This is a genomic window from Peribacillus sp. NPDC096447, from assembly GCF_044762725.1.
Classification (GTDB): Bacteria; Bacillota; Bacilli; order Bacillales; family DSM-1321; genus Peribacillus.
The window spans coordinates 1-16,960 of sequence record NZ_JBIWEV010000008.1; the positions used below are offsets into that span (position 1 = coordinate 1).

Below are 16,960 nucleotides of genomic sequence, written 5' to 3' on the forward strand. Positions count from 1 at the left end.
CTACCCCAGCTACCGTTATCATATATCGATATAAAAATTGTTCAACCAGAAATATCTGGCTGACCTTATAATACGAAAGGGGCAGGATAGTTCAATAAGAAATAGACTATTGGTTAATTGTGGTATATAATTGCATCAAAAGGAACATACGTTCTTTTTGATGGAGTAGCTTTTGATGTGGAAAAAATAAACTATGAAAATTATGATTGGAGTGTTAGTGGATGAAAATAAAAAAAGTTTATCTATATGTATTTAATACAATGTCAGACTGGGAATATGGATATTTAATTGCTGAACTAAATTCAGGAAGATATTTCAAAAAGGATTTAGCACCTTTAAAAGTAATTACAGTAGGAGCGAATAAAGAAATTATTACTACGATGGGGGGACTGAGTATAAAACCAGATATTTCCCTTGATGAATGTAACTTTGATAGTAAAGATCTTGTAATTCTACCTGGAGGGAATACTTGGGGAGAAGCGATTCATCTATCTATCTTGAAAAAAATTGGCGAGGCTTTAAAGCTTGGCACTATTGTTGCTGCTATTTGTGGTGCAACTGAGGGACTAGCGAATATGGGATATCTAGATTCTAGAAAGCATACAAGCAATAGCTTAGAGTATATTAAAATGGTCTGTCCTAATTATAAAGGAGAAAATTTTTATGAGATGGAACCTGTAGTAACTGGTGAAAATTTGGTTACTGCATCAGGAGTAGCTCCTTTGGAATTTGCGGTGGAAGTACTGAAAAAATTAGATGTATTTGCACCAGATACATTACATTCGTGGTATAACCTAAATAAGACTCACAAACATGAATACTTTTTCCAACTAATGAACTCAATAAATAAGTGAGTTTAAAAATCAACTTGGCAGTTTTATTTTACTTGTAATAATCTCCATACTTTATGTGATGTCAAAGTATAGTTTTAGTACATAACTTTAAAATTTTAGAGAAGTTAATAGAGATTGTGAATGATTAAACTTAAACTAACGGGTGCGTTAGTTGATTAAGGAACACAAAAATGATCAATCTTTTTTATAAATGAATAATCCAATTAATTAGTATAAGGGCATGTTTTGATTCATCTTTTTTCAAAACATGTCCTTACTATTTATTTATTTTCAAGGTTTCTTGTATTAATTTGATCAATATTTGTTTCAAAAGCTACAGCAAAAACGATAATTTCGAAGATGATCCCCCCCCTTGGCCTACAAGGGGGGGGGTATGATATACAACTTAAAAAAAGAAAAATCAGCTAAATATATTGTAAAAATTACTAATATTATGTAAAATTTTCTTATAAAACAGACTATGTGTTACTGGCGTAAACATGGAGGACCATGAGGGAGCACATAGATAACGGCCGTACGCCTGGGCAAAGTATTTGAACTCATGTTCAAATACTTTTTTATTTTTGAAAGGGGATCTTTAAATGAAAGAGATTTGTTTACGATACGGAATGAATCCAAATCAGGGTAAAGCTAAAGTTTATGTTACAGAAAACATGCCTATTAAAATATTAAATGGAGAAGCCAGTTATATTAATGTTTTAGATGCTTTAAACGCTTTTCAACTGGTTCTAGAGCTTCGACAAGCAACTGGTCAACCTGCGTCAGCATCCTTTAAACATGTTAGTCCAGCAGGTGCAGCTGTGTACTCTCCACTGAATGATTTACTTGCTAAATCTTATTTCATTGAAGATATAAAACTTTCTCCATTAGCCGTTGCTTACGCAAGAGCACGAGGAACAGATAGGATATCTTCATTTGGTGATTGTGCTGCATTTAGTGATGAAGTTGATGTAACTGTAGCTAACCTTCTAAAAACAGAGGTTTCTGATATCATTGTTGCACCAAGTTACAGTCAAGAGGCATTAGAGATTTTGAAACAGAAAAAGAAAGGAAAGTATTTAATCTTAGAAATTGATCCACACTATGCTCCTGCTCCAATTGAAAAAAGAACGGTATTTGGAATTACCTTAGAACAAGAAAGAAATGATGTACGGATCAGAAAAGAAGTTTTTGACAATATTGTTACGGCACAATGTGATATTCCTGATAGAGCCAAGCAAGATCTTCTTGTTGCCCTTATTACATTGAAATATACACAATCAAACTCTGTTTGTTTCGCTTTAGATGGTCAAACTATTGGAATTGGTGCTGGGCAGCAATCACGTATTCATTGTACAAGGTTAGCAGCTGAAAAAGCAGATAAATGGTGGTTACGACAACACCCAAGGGCACTTAATATGAAGTTCAGAGAAGGAATATCTCGTGTAGAAGTTAATAACGCGATTGATGGATGGCTGAATGATGATATTACTGAAGCTGAAAACCAACAATGGAAACAATGTTTTCAAGAAGTCCCTGACAGGCTAAGTAAGAGTGAAAAACAACAATGGTTAAAAAGATTAAAAGAAGTTTCCTATGCTTCCGATGCTTTTTTACCGTTCCGTGATAATATTGATCGTGCTGCTCAAAGTGGAGTTAAATATGTTGTTCAAACAGGTAATTCTTTACGAGACGATCAAGTTTTACAAGCAGCAAATGAATATGGAATGGTTATGGCACATTCAGGCATTCGTGTATTTCATCATTAAGCTGTGAATGATTATAAATATGAGAGCCTCTTTACTAAGGGCTCTTTCTCATACTATTTCCGATAACGCTCATAATGGTAACTAAGTTTTTACATATAACTGCTTGATCATTAAAGTTTCCTTAATCAACTAAAGGGGCAGGATAGTTGAATAAGGTAATATTTGGATTGAGGTGGATATAAGTAGAAAAGTTAATAACAAGGGGTGATTTTTTGGAGAAAGATATTGGGGATGTAGATTTTTTTAAACAAGTAGTAAAAAGGCTTTGCAAAAAAAACAATATTTCCCCTCAGAAACCTAAATTTGAAATCATCGAGAACGTAATGGTTATTAGCATTAAGAACCATTTAAAAGATGGAGTAGCCTTAGATTGTTTTAATGTTTAAACCTTATTTACCGAACAATTGGATCTTTAGAAGAGAGCTGAACAAACAAGAAATAGAATTATTGAGGCTTATGCAGAGTGTCAAGGCATTTTATTTTGATTATAGCAATGAAATGAATACCATTTGGCGATGAATTATTTTACTAAGTTTTTAATGTTTTTACTGATATATGCAAAGTTAGCAGTACACTAATAAAGTAATAAGGTATACTTCAGTAAAATAAGGTATATTATATTTGTTGAATAGATTCTCTTTAAAGACAAGAAAAGTAGGTGAACAAAGTGGGAAAATATCAATTAGATACCAAAGGTCAGGTAGCTGTGACAAAGTTTCATGAAAAACAGAAGCCTGCCAAATTTGATAAAAAGCAGCAACTTGAAAAAATACGTGCGGAGTATTTGAAAAAGAAGCAAAAACAAACAGATAAATAATATGAATGAAAACATAGGAAGACTAAAATCTCCCTATGTTTTTTTATTATTCGAAGTTCTTTTTTCAATTGATGATAGAGTTTATTATTCCCATAAATTTCAGATTCGGTGACAAAAAACTCGTCATCAGATATCCATTCCTCACTAAAAATTTCAGTAGCAGAATCAATAGACCAGCCGTTATTTTGAATACACCAGTAATCTCAAGCACTTGGCTTAGGTAGCTGAATAAAAAGATAAGTCTCGATCTTTTCAGCAAGATACATACTCAACACCCCACATTCAAAGAAAGTCAGGGAATACCAATGCGCTGAATTTACTTCTAATAACTTAAAGGTAAACCTATAAAAAACCTACTATATCAACGTTTATAGGTTAAAAGGTTTACAGGTTTACGCAATTATGGAATTCTTTATATAAAAGAATAGATAGATGATAAGTTAGAGTTAGCCTTAGACAAAATTAGCTTATCAATCATCATTAGAAGTTTGAAAATCGCTTAGAATGGTTTTCTGAACACACAAAGCTGATTAATAAGCATAGATGGAATGTAGCAAGCTACCAGCGTTTAGCTTAATAGCTTTTATTGCTAGTAGTTTTCTTACCACAGCTAAACATTTCTGATATGCCCCATTAAAAAATAAAGCAACGCATTCCAATATAGAAACGGCTGCTTTAATTCATACTTTCAATACTTGACGAGTTTTTTATAAAAATGGTTACGGTTTTGGTTACGTTTCTAAATGGTTGTAAATCAATTCTAGTCAATTGCGATAGTTAAGAAACATTGTATTCATCGTAAGAACTAATATAGAATAATTTAAAATAATTGGAAAAATATACACCAATTAAATAAACTGTAATCTATTAAATTGTTGATATATCAATGTTTCTAACGTATTTTTTGATGAATTTATAAACTTAGTTACGTTTTTGATTACGTTTTTCCCAATTTTCTGTATATGGTGCAAACAAACACAAGAAAATAGGTAAGTTATTCATCGTTCAAATATATACAGGTTATTTTTTCAAACCTCTTACTTATGCAACTAACGCATGCTTTACTTCTTTATGGGGCTGGAAACAGCTCCATTTTCTTATGGCACTAACGGGGCAGGTTAGTGGAAGAAGGATTTTGTTTTTAGTTAAACTGTATACAGTTAACGGTTTTAGGAGGTGAAAATACTGAAACGTGCGATAGGAGTATTTCTTACTCTTTCATCTTTACTAACATACTTAATTGTGGACATGCTTTATGATCCTGTTAAGACAAAAATAACAACAACAGATATGAATTCAGGAGTTACAACAGCAACAGTAATATATCAATATCCTTTGATGTATTGGGTAATTTGTGTCACTTTAATAATTACTTTTGTTCTTGGGATTTACTTTATTCTAGGAAAGGAAATCAATATGAAGAATATCCACTCTGTGATACTCCAGAATATACAAGAAATATGTGAATCGAAACTAATGGGTGCGTTAGTTTGCGGCAACCTTTTTCTTGTGGAACTAAAGGGGCAGGATAGTTCAATAAGAAATAGACTATTGGTTAATTGTGGTATATAATTGCATCAAAAGGAACATACGTTCTTTTTGATGGAGTAGCTTTTGATGTGGAAAAAATAAACTATGAAAATTATGATTGGAGTGTTAGTGGATGAAAATAAAAAAAGTTTATCTATATGTATTTAATACAATGTCAGACTGGGAATATGGATATTTAATTGCTGAACTAAATTCAGGAAGATATTTCAAAAAGGATTTAGCACCTTTAAAAGTAATTACAGTAGGAGCGAATAAAGAAATTATTACTACGATGGGGGGACTGAGTATAAAACCAGATATTTCCCTTGATGAATGTAACTTTGATAGTAAAGATCTTGTAATTCTACCTGGAGGGAATACTTGGGGAGAAGCGATTCATCTATCTATCTTGAAAAAAATTGGCGAGGCTTTAAAGCTTGGCACTATTGTTGCTGCTATTTGTGGTGCAACTGAGGGACTAGCGAATATGGGATATCTAGATTCTAGAAAGCATACAAGCAATAGCTTAGAGTATATTAAAATGGTCTGTCCTAATTATAAAGGAGAAAATTTTTATGAGATGGAACCTGTAGTAACTGGTGAAAATTTGGTTACTGCATCAGGAGTAGCTCCTTTGGAATTTGCGATGGAAGTACTGAAAAAATTAGATGTATTTGCACCAGATACATTACACTCGTGGTATAACCTAAATAAGACTCACAAACCTGAATACTTCTTCCAACTAATGAACTCAATAAATAAGTGATTTTAAAAATCAACTTGGCAGTTTTATTTTACTTGAAATAACCTCTATACTTTATGCGATGCCAAAGTATAGTTTTAGTACATAACTTAAAAATTTTAGAGAAGTTAATAGAGATTGTGAATGATTGTACTTAAACTAACGGGTGCGTTAGCTGAAGAACGGAGCTGTCTTTAAGACAGCTTTTTCTTATGGAACTAAAGGGGGAATAGTTGAAGAGTGCTCTTTGACCTTTATTCAACAATTGTGCCACTTAATGGAACTAGACTCCTGAACAAAACTGGGTTTTTATGTTAATATTGATATGGGATTTTGAAATTAGTCTACTTAAACGAATGGAACAAGTTACCCCAAGAAGAATAATATTAAAGTAATATTATAATAAATAAGAGTAATTGTGACGTTCAAATAATTTTTCAAGAGGAGGAAAAATGAAGCATTCTTACAAGCTAGCCATCGTTGGAGGAAACGGAAAAGTAGGACGATTTATTGCAAAAAGGGCATTAGAAGATGGATATCAAGTTCGTATGCTTGTTAGAGATCCTACTAGATTAACTAATACTGATGAACGAATTGAGATTGTGAAAGGAGACGCACAAGATATAAATTCTATTCGGTCTTTTCTTAAGGGTTGTCATATTGTTATCAATACTTTAGGTCAACCCTTAAAAGATTTCCCTATTTACAGTGTTGTAACAAAATTCATCCTTACTGCAATGAATGAATTAGAAATTAAAAGATATATTGGTGTTACAGGAGGATCACTTGATATTAACGGAGATAATAAGAACATAATAAATAAAATTGGAGCCGGGATATTTAGATTCTTATTTCCGAAGATGATGGCAGATAAAAAAGTGGAACTTGAGATTCTTGCATGCAGTGATATTGATTGGACACTTGCACGCTTACCATTTGTAGTTGAAGGATCATCTGCTGGTAATATAAAGGAAAGCCTAACCGATATGCCGGGAATAAAAATTACGAATATAGATATTGCAGATTTTATCATTAATCAGATTAGTGATAATAAATACATAAGGAAAACCCCTTTTATAGCCAACTAAAATATTAGTAGATGAAAATTTTTTCTTTTCAATTAACCAGCTAATAGAAGCTACTTAGTTATTCCGTTAAAGGGCAGCAATGAATTTATCATTATCGCTTCAGGGTTTACCCAAAAAGATACAGAAGTTTTCATAGACAATTTGGAATCCGACATACTAGAACAATTTAATAAGGCCAAAATCCCTTTGGCATTGGGATTGCTATTGGCAACGCCCACTATCCGGAAGAAGGCAAGTCATTAGACGAGATTCTTTATGTTGCTGAACAGAAAGTGTTTGACGTAAAAATCAGGACAAAAATTTCCACTGCACGCCAGTCATCTAATGGAATGTGAGTATAATAGAAATTTACCTTTTAACTAGCTGTTACTTTTAAGATTAATAATTTCTAATATTTTCGGCTGGTGAAGTAGTGTTGCCGTATGACCATTACTGAAGTTTAGCACTGCAAACAGGCGACTTTATTGTTGTTGAACTATCGGGGCAGGTTAGTTGAATAAAAAATAGTTAATAGTCCAAATGCGATTCTTAAATTGATGGATCGCTTTTTTTGCGTGATATTTTTAAGGATACTGTATATTTAAATCTGGACAGGCAGTATATTATCCGACATGGGATAAAATCAATTGCTCCCCCATTAAAGATTTTAAATTATTTCACTAAATGATTCACGTATATAAAAACATTTAGCTCAGTTTCAGGAAGTAAACACCATTATTGGATTCAAAAAGTGGATGAAGTGTACGAATATTTTTTATCTTGAATTATTTTATTTATGTTACTATAATTACATGGAAAGTACGCGAATTGAATGAACAGTCGCGAATTGAATACTTTCTTTTAAAAATTGTAAAAAAGAGATAGAGGAGCCATTATAGAAAAAAATAATGTTGTTTACGACTGGTGGAATTCATCAGTTGATGAAGTTGAAAAACTAGGTATCTTCTAAGCTAGTAAATTTTATAAGAGGTGATAGAATGCAACAATTATTACATGATGTAGTTGGCGTAACAAATGAATTCCTTTGGTCAAAATTATTAGTTATTATGCTTGTTTCTAGTGGGATTTATTTCACATTTAAATTAAAATTTGTACAGGTTCGAATGCTAAAGGAAATGGTCCGTGTTTTAATGGAAGGGAGAACTAGTTCTAAAGACAGCGTTTCCCCATTTCAAGCTTTCTGTATTGGTATGGCCGCTCGCGTTGGAACAGGTAATATCACAGGAATTGCGATTGCGATTGCATTAGGCGGTCCTGGAGCGATATTCTGGATGTGGATTATTGCTATTATTAGCTCAGCAACCAGCTTTATTGAAAGTACGTTAGCGCAAGTGTATAAAGTAAAAGATAAAACTGGTTTCCGAGGCGGTCCATCCTATTATATGGAAAAAGGATTAAACAAACGTTGGATGGGAGTAATATTCTCCATTTTGATTACGCTTTCTTTCGGTCTTGTATTCAATTCTGTACAATCAAATACCGTTACAATTGCTTTTGAGAACTCATTTGGTACAGATCGTTTAACTGTAGGGATTCTCATGACACTTGCTTTCGCTGCGATTATCTTTGGCGGTGTGAAGCGTATTGCAAAAATTTCTGAATACAAGGTTATGTTTCTAGGTGTGTTATACCTAGGGATGGCAATATTTGTCATAGCTATGAACATTACCAAAATGCCGGAAATTCTTTCTCTTATTATTAATAACGCGTTTGGCTTTGAACAACTAGCAGGCGGTTCAATCGGAGCTGCGTTCATGAATGGGGTTAAACGTGGTTTATTCTCGAATGAAGCGGGTATGGGGAGTGCGCCAAACGTTGCCGCAACTGCTAAAACAAGTCATCCGGTGAAACAAGGACTTATTCAGGCATTTGGCGTATTGACGGATACACTGATCATCTGTACAAGCACAGCATTTATTATTTTACTTTCTGATGCTTATAAACAACCAGGGCTAACTGGCATTGCACTCACACAAACTTCATTAAGTGAACACATCGGTTCCTGGGCATCAGGTTGTCTTGCTATCTTTGTTTTCCTATTTGCATTCGGTTCGTTAATTGGTAACTATTATTATGGGGAAACAAATATTCGATTTTTACACAAAAGTAAAGTGTGGTTGATTCTATATCGAATAGGCGCGTTCGCCATGATTGTATTCGGTTCGGTTGCAAAGGTCGAGCTTGTATGGGATTTAGCAGATTTATTTATGGGCTTGATGGTTATCGTAAACTTAATTGCCGTTCTCTTATTATCAAAAGTAGCTTTTGCAGCATTAAGTGATTATATGAAACAGAAAAAGGCTGGTCAAGATCCAGTTTTTTATAAAGACAGCATTAAAGGTCTTGAAAATCTTGAATGTTGGGAGCACTCTCAAGATGCTACCACTGTTAAAAAGGAAAACGCCATGTAATATAAAAAGATCGGCTTTAACTAATATCCCCAGCTAACCGGTTCATTTAGTTCTAAAGTTGACAGAATACAAGAAAAATGACCCCGTATCAACTTTTTAGGTTTGATACAGGACATTTGCAATAGTTTCATTTTGACATCTTAAATTATTATCACACGAAACTAGAGTAATTTTCAAAAACCTTTTATACACGAAAAATCCCCCGAGTACTGTGGGAAGTACCACTAGAGGGACACGAAGGATAAATGTGAATGACTGACTATATCTAAATGTCCATTGTGAGGAATGGGTGACCCTGAAATTTTTTAGGGATAAAAATCGCTGAAGGTATTACAACAACCGCATATGGAACCATTATGGAACATAATTTTATCAATGGAGTATAGTATCATTAACTTTAACTATTTTCTGTTACCGTAAATTTTTAATACTTGTACCAATTATTTCAAACTAATAAATATGAATAGCTGTCTTTTAGGACAGCTATTCATATTTATTGTAAGATTGTGAAAGAGTGCACTTAAACTAACGGGGCAGGATAGTTCTAGAAGCATAGCTTATTCGAACCTTGATTATTGACTATTTTTGTAACAACACCTAAAATTTAGTTAATGATATTAATTGGGCGGTGTGAAATTGTTAACTACTATAAATATTCCAGGATTAATTCTATCTTCTCTTTTCGCAATATTAGTTTTGTTTTTGCTTAGAAAACTAGTGCAATCTATTAGACGGTAAAACCGTCTTTTTTTATGCACAGTATATGTCAGCTCTACAATAAGTCTTATGGAACTAACGGGGCAGGTTAGTTTAGTTCAGTAAGGGTTATGAAATGGTCTGTTACTAGTAAATTATTTCCCCGAATTAATTCACGCTATATACACTTACAATAACTAATTCGAAAGCTAGCACCATTACTTCGTAATCAAAACGGTGCGGCTTCTTTAACTTACATAAAACATTACGCTAAGAGTCAATAAGTATATTATTTACTTTCTTTGTTGACCATAGTTAAGAGTGTTAACAGTATTAGAATTTAGGAGGGCCCTACATTTATGAAGGCTGTAACTTATCAAGGACCAAATCATGTACAGGTTAACCAAGTAGAGGATGCAAAATTAGAAAAAAAAGACGATATTATAGTTAAGATTACTTCTACTGCTATTTGTGGATCTGATTTGCATTTATATCAAGGTAACATGCCATTACCCCCAGGATATATTATTGGCCACGAACCACTGGGTATTGTAGAAGAAGTTGGACCTGAAGTAACAAAAGTAAAAAAGGGAGACCGTGTTGTCGTTCCCTTTAATGTTTCATGCGGACATTGCTTTTATTGCCAACATGAAATGGAAAGCCAATGCGATAACTCAAACCCTCATTATGATTCTGGCGGATACTTTGGTTATACTGAGAAGTTCGGTAACCATCCAGGTGGTCAGGCTGAATATTTAAAAGTCCCTTTTGGAAACTTCACTCCCTTTGTTATCCCCGAGTCATGCGAATTGGAGGATGAGTCACTGCTCTTTTTATCGGATGTTCTGCCAACAGCTTATTGGAGTGTAAAAAATGCAGGTGTAAAATCAGGCGATACAGTTATTGTTCTTGGATGCGGACCTGTTGGGTTGATGGTACAAAAATTTGCCTGGATGGAAGGTGCAAAGCGTGTAATAGCAGTTGATTACTTGGATTACCGAATCAATCATGCGAAAAAGATGAACAATGTTGAGGTATTTGAGTTCACAAAATACCCTGATATGGGGGAACATTTAAAAGAGATCACACATGGTGGGGCAGATGTCGTCATCGATTGTGTAGGTATGGATGGTAAGAAATCACCCCTAGAGTTTCTGGAACAAAAATTCAAACTGCAGGGCGGAACCCTTGGACCTATTCAAATTTCTACTAAGGCTGTCCGAAAGTATGGGACAGTGCAAATGACTGGTGTTTACGGAGGTAACTATAATCTATTTCCATTAGGTGCATTTTGGGTTAGAAATATTAATCTTAGAATGGGGCAGGCTCCAGTCATTCATTTTATGCCAGAATTGTTTAAAAAAATAACAAATAACGAATTTGACCCAAGAGATATTATCACACACAAAATGTCCCTTGAAGAAGCAAGTCATGGTTATCGAATTTTTAATAATCGTGAGGATGAATGTATAAAAGTCGTTTTAAAACCGTAATACTCTTCTCTTTCCAAAAAGACTTCATACTGTGTATAGAAGTCTTTTTGTCTGTGAATTTTTTTGTATGGGTAATTCAACTGGTAATTTGGATAGGCATGGTATGGAAGTCTAAGTCCCATCTTTGACATTGGCAGGAATCATTCATCATTAAGTATATCAATCTTTAACTAGGTGCAAATAAGGTAGGTTGCTGCTGCAACTCTTTTTTCTTAATGAACTAACGGGTGCGTTAGCTGATGATCAGAGCTGTCTTTTAGGCAGCTTTTTCTTATAGAACTAAAGGGGCAGGGATCGTTGAAAAAGGAATTCAACCTATGTTTGTATAAATAGTAATATTTAACAATGTTTGGAATTTCTCTAATAGTATTTTAACAGTTAAATTATTTTCTAAATGGGGAGGGGCATTTTTGCAAACTTTTTTTAGATATAACTGGATGGTAAGAGAAGACTGGTATTGTTGGTGTGAAGAGTTAAGTGAAGAAGAACTTTTGCGGAACCGAACGGGTGGAATGGGTAGTATATTGCATACACTTTTCCATATTGTTGATGTCGAATGGAGCTGGATACGTCTCTTACAAGGTAAAACTGACTTTCAGGAGAGTTTCGATAGTTATAAAAGCTTGAACAAAGTTCGAAAATTGGACGCTGAATTTCATTTAGAAGTGGAAAACTTTGTGAACAACTGGGATGCTAGTATGGAAAATCAATTATTTTATGATACCTTGCAAGATGGAAGAATTGTGACGGATACTTGGGGTGAAATAATGCGACATACTATTGCTCACGAAATTCACCATATAGGGCAATTATCAATTTGGGCAAGGGAATTAGGGAAAAAGCCTGTTTCTGCAAACCTTATAGGTCGGGGTCTTTCCTCTCATTCCAATAAATAAATCAAATAGATATTAATTTAGTCGGTTTCTATATATATTGGGTGTAATCCTTCAATTAGAAATCGCCTTTTCGAGGTTCTGCTGCAGGCCAGTTTTGTTAAGCAATATCAGTTTGTGAAGAACGTACTTAAAGTAACGGGTGCTTTACTTCTATAAGAGAGTTGCTTTGGCAGCTCTTTTTCTTATGGAACTATCGGGGCAGTTTAGTTGTATAAGAAATTTCTATAAGTCCTAAATTATCTATTTTTCCTGTTTATTTTGGCAAGTCATTCACTTCATATGCAACCCGTATTCCAGATTCAATCGCCCCTTGCATCCAAGCGTGGGTAAGCGAAGTATGTTCACCGGCAAAGTGTACTCTTCCTTCAGGTATAGGGATATAAGGATGCAACTCGGTTTCCTGACCCGGTTCAAAAGCAGTGAAAGCTCCAGAAGAATATTCATTATCGACCCAACTAAAGGAAGTTCCTGATACAAACTCAAAATAGACTTGGTCTCCGTAAATTTCAGCTAAGTTCTTTAAAGCATATTGAATGCGATCTTCGTTTGATAGACCGTTCCATATTAAAGCCTCATCCGCCCATGTATAGCTTGCCAAAACCACAGCAGGTCCTTTTGTACCAATCCCTTGACTTGGGTAATAAGTGAATCGAATCGGAAGGTCAGTTATGGATTTACCACCATATTGATGGTGTCTTTCCCAAAACCTGCTTTTAAACTCGATACCGATTTTTGTTGCGCTCATATAGTTCAGTTCACGAATCGCTCTCCGTTTATAATAGGAAAAAGAATGGTATGGTTCAACTTTCACAAATCGTAACACTGAAAAGGGGATGGTTATGATGGCAAGATCACCAGTTATGGTGGAATCCTCTAAGGTATCCTGATGGGTGGAATGGATTGTTACTCTGTTGTTATGTTGGAGAATTTTCGTCATCCTTTGATTGAACATAATAACTTCTTTTAATTGCGGGAGAAATGCCCTTGGCAGCAGGTCCATACCACCGGTTATCTCATAGAAACGATTTGCTCTGAAGGACGCCTCTTCTCGCAAAACTTCAATAAATGACATCCCCATATATGCTTCTAAGTCAAGGAGTACACCGATCATATCAACCGCGCCATCTGAAAAAGTCGTTCCATATTGATAATGGTAAGAGTTTAAGAAAGTACCAAGTGAGTAGTTTTTAAATTCTTTTTCTACGAGATACCAATTTCTCGTTGGGTCTTGTTTAATAAAATCGAGAATTGGCTGTGTAGCTAATTTCAACAGCTCCTCTGCGCTTTTACCACTTTCATTTGGGGCAACGGGAAAGTTTAGAATACCAGGAGAACGTTCAAAAATGTTAAGACGTGTTTTGATTCCATTGAGATAAAGAATATCCATTGGAGTTCGGTTAATAAACATGTTTAGGGTTAGCCCGAATTTTTTAATATACTCTAAGGTCAAAATATGAACATCAGGAATACGCATTGGGCCTGGGTTAAAATAAAGCCCATTACTAAAGGGGGAGCGTATGGTATAGGCACGTCCGCCTACCCTGTTGTTTGCTTCAAGGATTGTGACGTTGTGCCCGGCCTCCTGCAATAGAGAAGCCGCAACCAGTCCTGCTAGTCCTGCGCCAACAATAGTGATACGTTTGGGAACATGGGACTTTTTAAGACCATTTCTAATAATGCTAATCATTTGTTGAGTCGTTAATTGATAATTTATGTTATTAGGCAACTCTTCTCCCCCAGTGAATAGATTTTTACATTGTATTCACTTGTATAGATGAATATGTGTTCCTACTATTTACGGATAAATAAAGTAAAGATAAATTCTACTTTTGTAGCTGGGGCACAAATAAAATTATTAAATAAAGAGACCCATCCATTAAGTGATAAGAAAAACCTCCACAACACTTACACAGGTATACTTTTTACGTAGCAGTGCCTGAAGGATTGCTTTGAAGTTCTGTGTTAAACAAGTTACTTGGAGATAGATATTAAACTAACATGCGCTTTACCTCAATAAAAGGGGGTGCTGCGGTAACCTTTATGCTTTATAGAACTAACGGGTGCGTTAGTTGATGAAGGAACACAAAAATGACCAATCTTTTTTATAAAAGAATAATCCAATTAAATAGTATTAGGGCATGTTTTGATTCATCTTTTTTCAAAACATGCCCTTTCTATTTATTCATTCACTTTATTAATATACATTTTTTTCTAAATAAACACTTGAATATTTCATTCACATCTATTAAACTAGTGATCGAGTTGTTATAAAACACCAATTTAGGAAAAATTTAGTTATTATTTATTTTTCAAACTGAAAAAATACTGAATTTAATCCTTTTTTGGCGAGAGAATTACATATCCAAAAAAATGGATATTGGAGATTTTTGTTCTTACCAAATTATTATCATGAAAACTAAAAAGCTGAGGGAGATTAGAAAATGAGAATACCAAAAAAGATAATAGGTATATGCGGAGCTGTAGGATTATTATTTGGGGGGACAACAACATTTGCTGCCACTTCTACGAATACTCCTCAAGTTGTTAAACAGGAGAAAAAGGTAGAAGGAAACATACAAGAGGAGATAATAAAAGTCGATAGTAGCGAAGTTAAAAAAAAGGAAATCCTTACTTATTTTAATAATAACAAACCAAAGAAGTATAAAGAAAATGAGGTTATCGTAAAATTTAAAAAGAATTACTCCATAAAAAGTCTAGGATCCCTGAGCACTACTTTAGGTTTAACAAATGCAAAAGAATTGAATAAAGAAGGAACACATGTAATGAAATTTTCCAAAAATAAAAAGATGGCAGATGTGTTAAAAGAACTTAACGCTTCTTCTAATGTTGAGTATGTAGAGCCAAACTATGTATATCAACCGACAGCAGTTACAGATCCCCTATATAGCGAACTATGGGGACTTAAAAATACTGGACAGGAAATATTAGGGCAAGTTGGTAAAAAAGGTATTGATATAAATACGGAAGCAGCATGGGCTAATACAAAGGGCAGTTCCTCTCTTGTTATTGGAGTGATTGATACAGGAATCGAAATTAATCACCCAGAATTAAAAGATAAAATTTGGGTAAACACTGAAGAAATTCCTAACGATGGAATCGATAATGATAAAAATGGATATATAGACGATGTAAACGGCTGGAATTTTTATGATAAAAATAATAGATTGTTCATTCGAGGAGAGGAAGACTTCCACGGAACTCATGTTGCAGGAACAATAGCTGCAAAAGCAAATAAAATTGGAGTTACCGGTATTGCTCCAAATGTAAAAATTATGCCTCTCAAGTTTATCGGACCATATGGAGGGTACGAATCTGACGCGATCGCTGCCATTGAATATGCTAAGGTAAAAGGTGTAAAGATTTTGAATAACTCATGGGGTGGAGGAGAAAATTCACAAGCATTAAAGGATGCTATTAAAAACTCAGGTACCTTATTTATAGCTGCGGCAGGTAACTTTGCAGAGAACTCGGATACAAGTCCAATGTATCCTGCTGCTTATGATTTGCCTAACATTCTTTCTGTAGCCTCTATTAACAATACAGGAAATCTTTCGGATTTTTCTAACTACGGTGCAAAAAGTGTAGATGTCGCTGCTCCTGGTGAAAGTATTTTAAGTACAACCCCAAGTGTGGAAGGCGACTATTCTAAGGCTTATGAATATCTTGATGGAACATCCATGGCTACCCCGCATGTTACAGGAGTAGCAGCGTTAGTAAAAAGCGCACGTTCATCATATACTCCCGTTCAAATCAAGGATGCCATCTTGAGAACCACTACAAAGCTGTCTTCATTAACGGGAAAAGTTGGTACGGGAGGACTTGTGAATGCAGGGAAAGCTGTTAATTTCGAGGTAGATTCTGATATCCCTGGTATTACTTGGAAGGTGGGGAGTATCAGTACTTCACTTGATGCAAGTAAAGATAAAAATGATGTTTATTCTATTAAACTATTAAAAGGGGAAAAGGTGAAGGCTACACTAACTGGTGATTCCGGGACGGACTTTGATTTATATTTGTATAACGACACTACAAAGACTGTAAATTCGAGCAACGGCATTGTAGCACATTCAGAAATTACAAATTCATCCAAGGAGTCCTTTACTTTTACAGCTCCTAAAACAGGCACATATTATTTGAATGCCCACGCTTTTAGTGGAGCTGGAAAATACACTCTTTCTGTTACAGAAGGCATTGGAGCAGGAACATATGAAAATACAAGTAAATATTTTGGATATAAAGGAACATGGAATAAAATATCCGATGGAAGTGCGTCGGCAAGCTCATACACAAGTACAAACCAAACCGGTTCAACTGTGAAAATTGTGTTTAATGGTACAGGAATATCCTATAAAGCTATAAAAAATGACAAACAAGGAATTGTAAAAGTGACATTGGACGGAAAATCAGCAAATTATAGCTTGCATGCTACTACTCCTAAGTATAAAGAAGAAATCTTCAGTAAAACAGGACTAACTGCAGGTAAGCACGTATTATCTATTGAATGGACTGGTCAGGCAGATCCTGTTGCCCGTAAAACTTCTACGGAGGTGAATGTTGATTCCATCTCAGTTTTAAAATAGTTGTTATATATATGTATACCTTTAGCTTCATCCATAAAGAGGATGAAGTTAAGGGTTTTTGTGGTCGGGAAAGTGGGGGAAAGG

Annotated in this window: 11 protein-coding genes and 1 riboswitch; of the genes, 10 read left to right on the plus strand and 1 reads right to left on the minus strand. The window is 34.6% G+C overall.

Features of this window, described 5'->3' with window-relative positions; genetic code table 11:
* Positions 1 to 221 precede the first annotated feature (221 nt).
* The 9 genes from ACIQZD_RS22755 to ACIQZD_RS22795 all read left to right on the plus strand — a co-directional run bounded on the left by ACIQZD_RS22755 (position 222) and on the right by ACIQZD_RS22795 (position 12,275).
* Positions 222 to 854 (plus strand): type 1 glutamine amidotransferase family protein, encoded by a 633-nt coding sequence (locus ACIQZD_RS22755; RefSeq protein WP_402906638.1) that lies wholly within the window; start codon positions 222 to 224, stop codon positions 852 to 854.
* Between the two features lie 454 nt (positions 855 to 1,308).
* A riboswitch (ZMP/ZTP riboswitch) is annotated at positions 1,309 to 1,387 on the plus strand.
* A 48-nt stretch (positions 1,388 to 1,435) separates the two neighbouring features.
* Positions 1,436 to 2,602 carry a phosphoribosylaminoimidazolecarboxamide formyltransferase gene (locus tag ACIQZD_RS22760; RefSeq protein WP_402906640.1) on the plus strand — a complete coding sequence of 389 codons (1,167 nt, stop codon included), beginning with the start codon at positions 1,436 to 1,438 and terminating at the stop codon, positions 2,600 to 2,602.
* A 212-nt stretch (positions 2,603 to 2,814) separates the two neighbouring features.
* A complete protein-coding gene (locus ACIQZD_RS22765) occupies positions 2,815 to 2,988 on the plus strand; it encodes a hypothetical protein (protein WP_402906642.1) in 174 nt (57 codons plus the stop codon).
* Positions 2,989 to 3,269: 281 nt separating this feature from the next.
* Positions 3,270 to 3,419 (plus strand): hypothetical protein, encoded by a 150-nt coding sequence (locus ACIQZD_RS22770; protein WP_246941941.1) that lies wholly within the window; start codon positions 3,270 to 3,272, stop codon positions 3,417 to 3,419.
* A 1,663-nt stretch (positions 3,420 to 5,082) separates the two neighbouring features.
* Positions 5,083 to 5,715, plus strand: a complete 633-nt coding sequence (locus tag ACIQZD_RS22775; RefSeq protein ID WP_402906645.1) for a type 1 glutamine amidotransferase family protein — start codon at positions 5,083 to 5,085, stop codon at positions 5,713 to 5,715.
* 428 nt (positions 5,716 to 6,143) lie between these two features.
* Positions 6,144 to 6,779: an NAD(P)-dependent oxidoreductase gene (locus tag ACIQZD_RS22780; RefSeq protein ID WP_402906647.1), complete on the plus strand. Its 636-nt coding sequence runs from the start codon at positions 6,144 to 6,146 to the stop codon at positions 6,777 to 6,779.
* 977 nt (positions 6,780 to 7,756) lie between these two features.
* Entirely contained in the window at positions 7,757 to 9,190 is a 1,434-nt protein-coding gene (locus ACIQZD_RS22785; RefSeq protein WP_402906649.1) for an alanine/glycine:cation symporter family protein, read from the plus strand.
* Between the two features lie 1,055 nt (positions 9,191 to 10,245).
* Positions 10,246 to 11,379, plus strand: coding sequence for a zinc-dependent alcohol dehydrogenase (locus ACIQZD_RS22790; protein WP_402906651.1), 1,134 nt, complete (start codon positions 10,246 to 10,248; stop codon positions 11,377 to 11,379).
* 410 nt (positions 11,380 to 11,789) lie between these two features.
* Positions 11,790 to 12,275, plus strand: a complete 486-nt coding sequence (locus ACIQZD_RS22795; RefSeq protein ID WP_402906653.1) for a DinB family protein — start codon at positions 11,790 to 11,792, stop codon at positions 12,273 to 12,275.
* 253 nt (positions 12,276 to 12,528) lie between these two features.
* Here the strand turns inward: ACIQZD_RS22795 and ACIQZD_RS22800 are convergent, their stop codons facing one another.
* Positions 12,529 to 13,962: a flavin monoamine oxidase family protein gene (locus ACIQZD_RS22800; RefSeq protein WP_402906731.1), complete on the minus strand. Its 1,434-nt coding sequence runs from the start codon at positions 13,960 to 13,962 to the stop codon at positions 12,529 to 12,531.
* 754 nt (positions 13,963 to 14,716) lie between these two features.
* On the opposite strand from ACIQZD_RS22800, the gene ACIQZD_RS22805 reads away from it, so the two are divergent.
* Positions 14,717 to 16,876 (plus strand): S8 family serine peptidase, encoded by a 2,160-nt coding sequence (locus ACIQZD_RS22805; protein ID WP_402906655.1) that lies wholly within the window; start codon positions 14,717 to 14,719, stop codon positions 16,874 to 16,876.
* Positions 16,877 to 16,960 lie beyond the last annotated feature (84 nt).

Excerpts from the sequence above, each read along its gene's own strand:
- ACIQZD_RS22755 (WP_402906638.1), top strand. The coding sequence starts at position 222 with ATGAAAATAAAAAAAGTTTATCTATATGTATTTAATACAATGTCAGAC.
- ACIQZD_RS22760 (WP_402906640.1), top strand. The coding sequence starts at position 1,436 with ATGAAAGAGATTTGTTTACGATACGGAATGAATCCAAATCAGGGTAAA.
- ACIQZD_RS22775 (WP_402906645.1), top strand. The coding sequence starts at position 5,083 with ATGAAAATAAAAAAAGTTTATCTATATGTATTTAATACAATGTCAGAC.
- ACIQZD_RS22780 (WP_402906647.1), top strand. The coding sequence starts at position 6,144 with ATGAAGCATTCTTACAAGCTAGCCATCGTTGGAGGAAACGGAAAAGTA.
- ACIQZD_RS22785 (WP_402906649.1), top strand. The coding sequence starts at position 7,757 with ATGCAACAATTATTACATGATGTAGTTGGCGTAACAAATGAATTCCTT.
- ACIQZD_RS22790 (WP_402906651.1), top strand. The coding sequence starts at position 10,246 with ATGAAGGCTGTAACTTATCAAGGACCAAATCATGTACAGGTTAACCAA.
- ACIQZD_RS22800 (WP_402906731.1), bottom strand. The coding sequence starts at position 13,962 with ATGATTAGCATTATTAGAAATGGTCTTAAAAAGTCCCATGTTCCCAAA.
- ACIQZD_RS22805 (WP_402906655.1), top strand. The coding sequence starts at position 14,717 with ATGAGAATACCAAAAAAGATAATAGGTATATGCGGAGCTGTAGGATTA.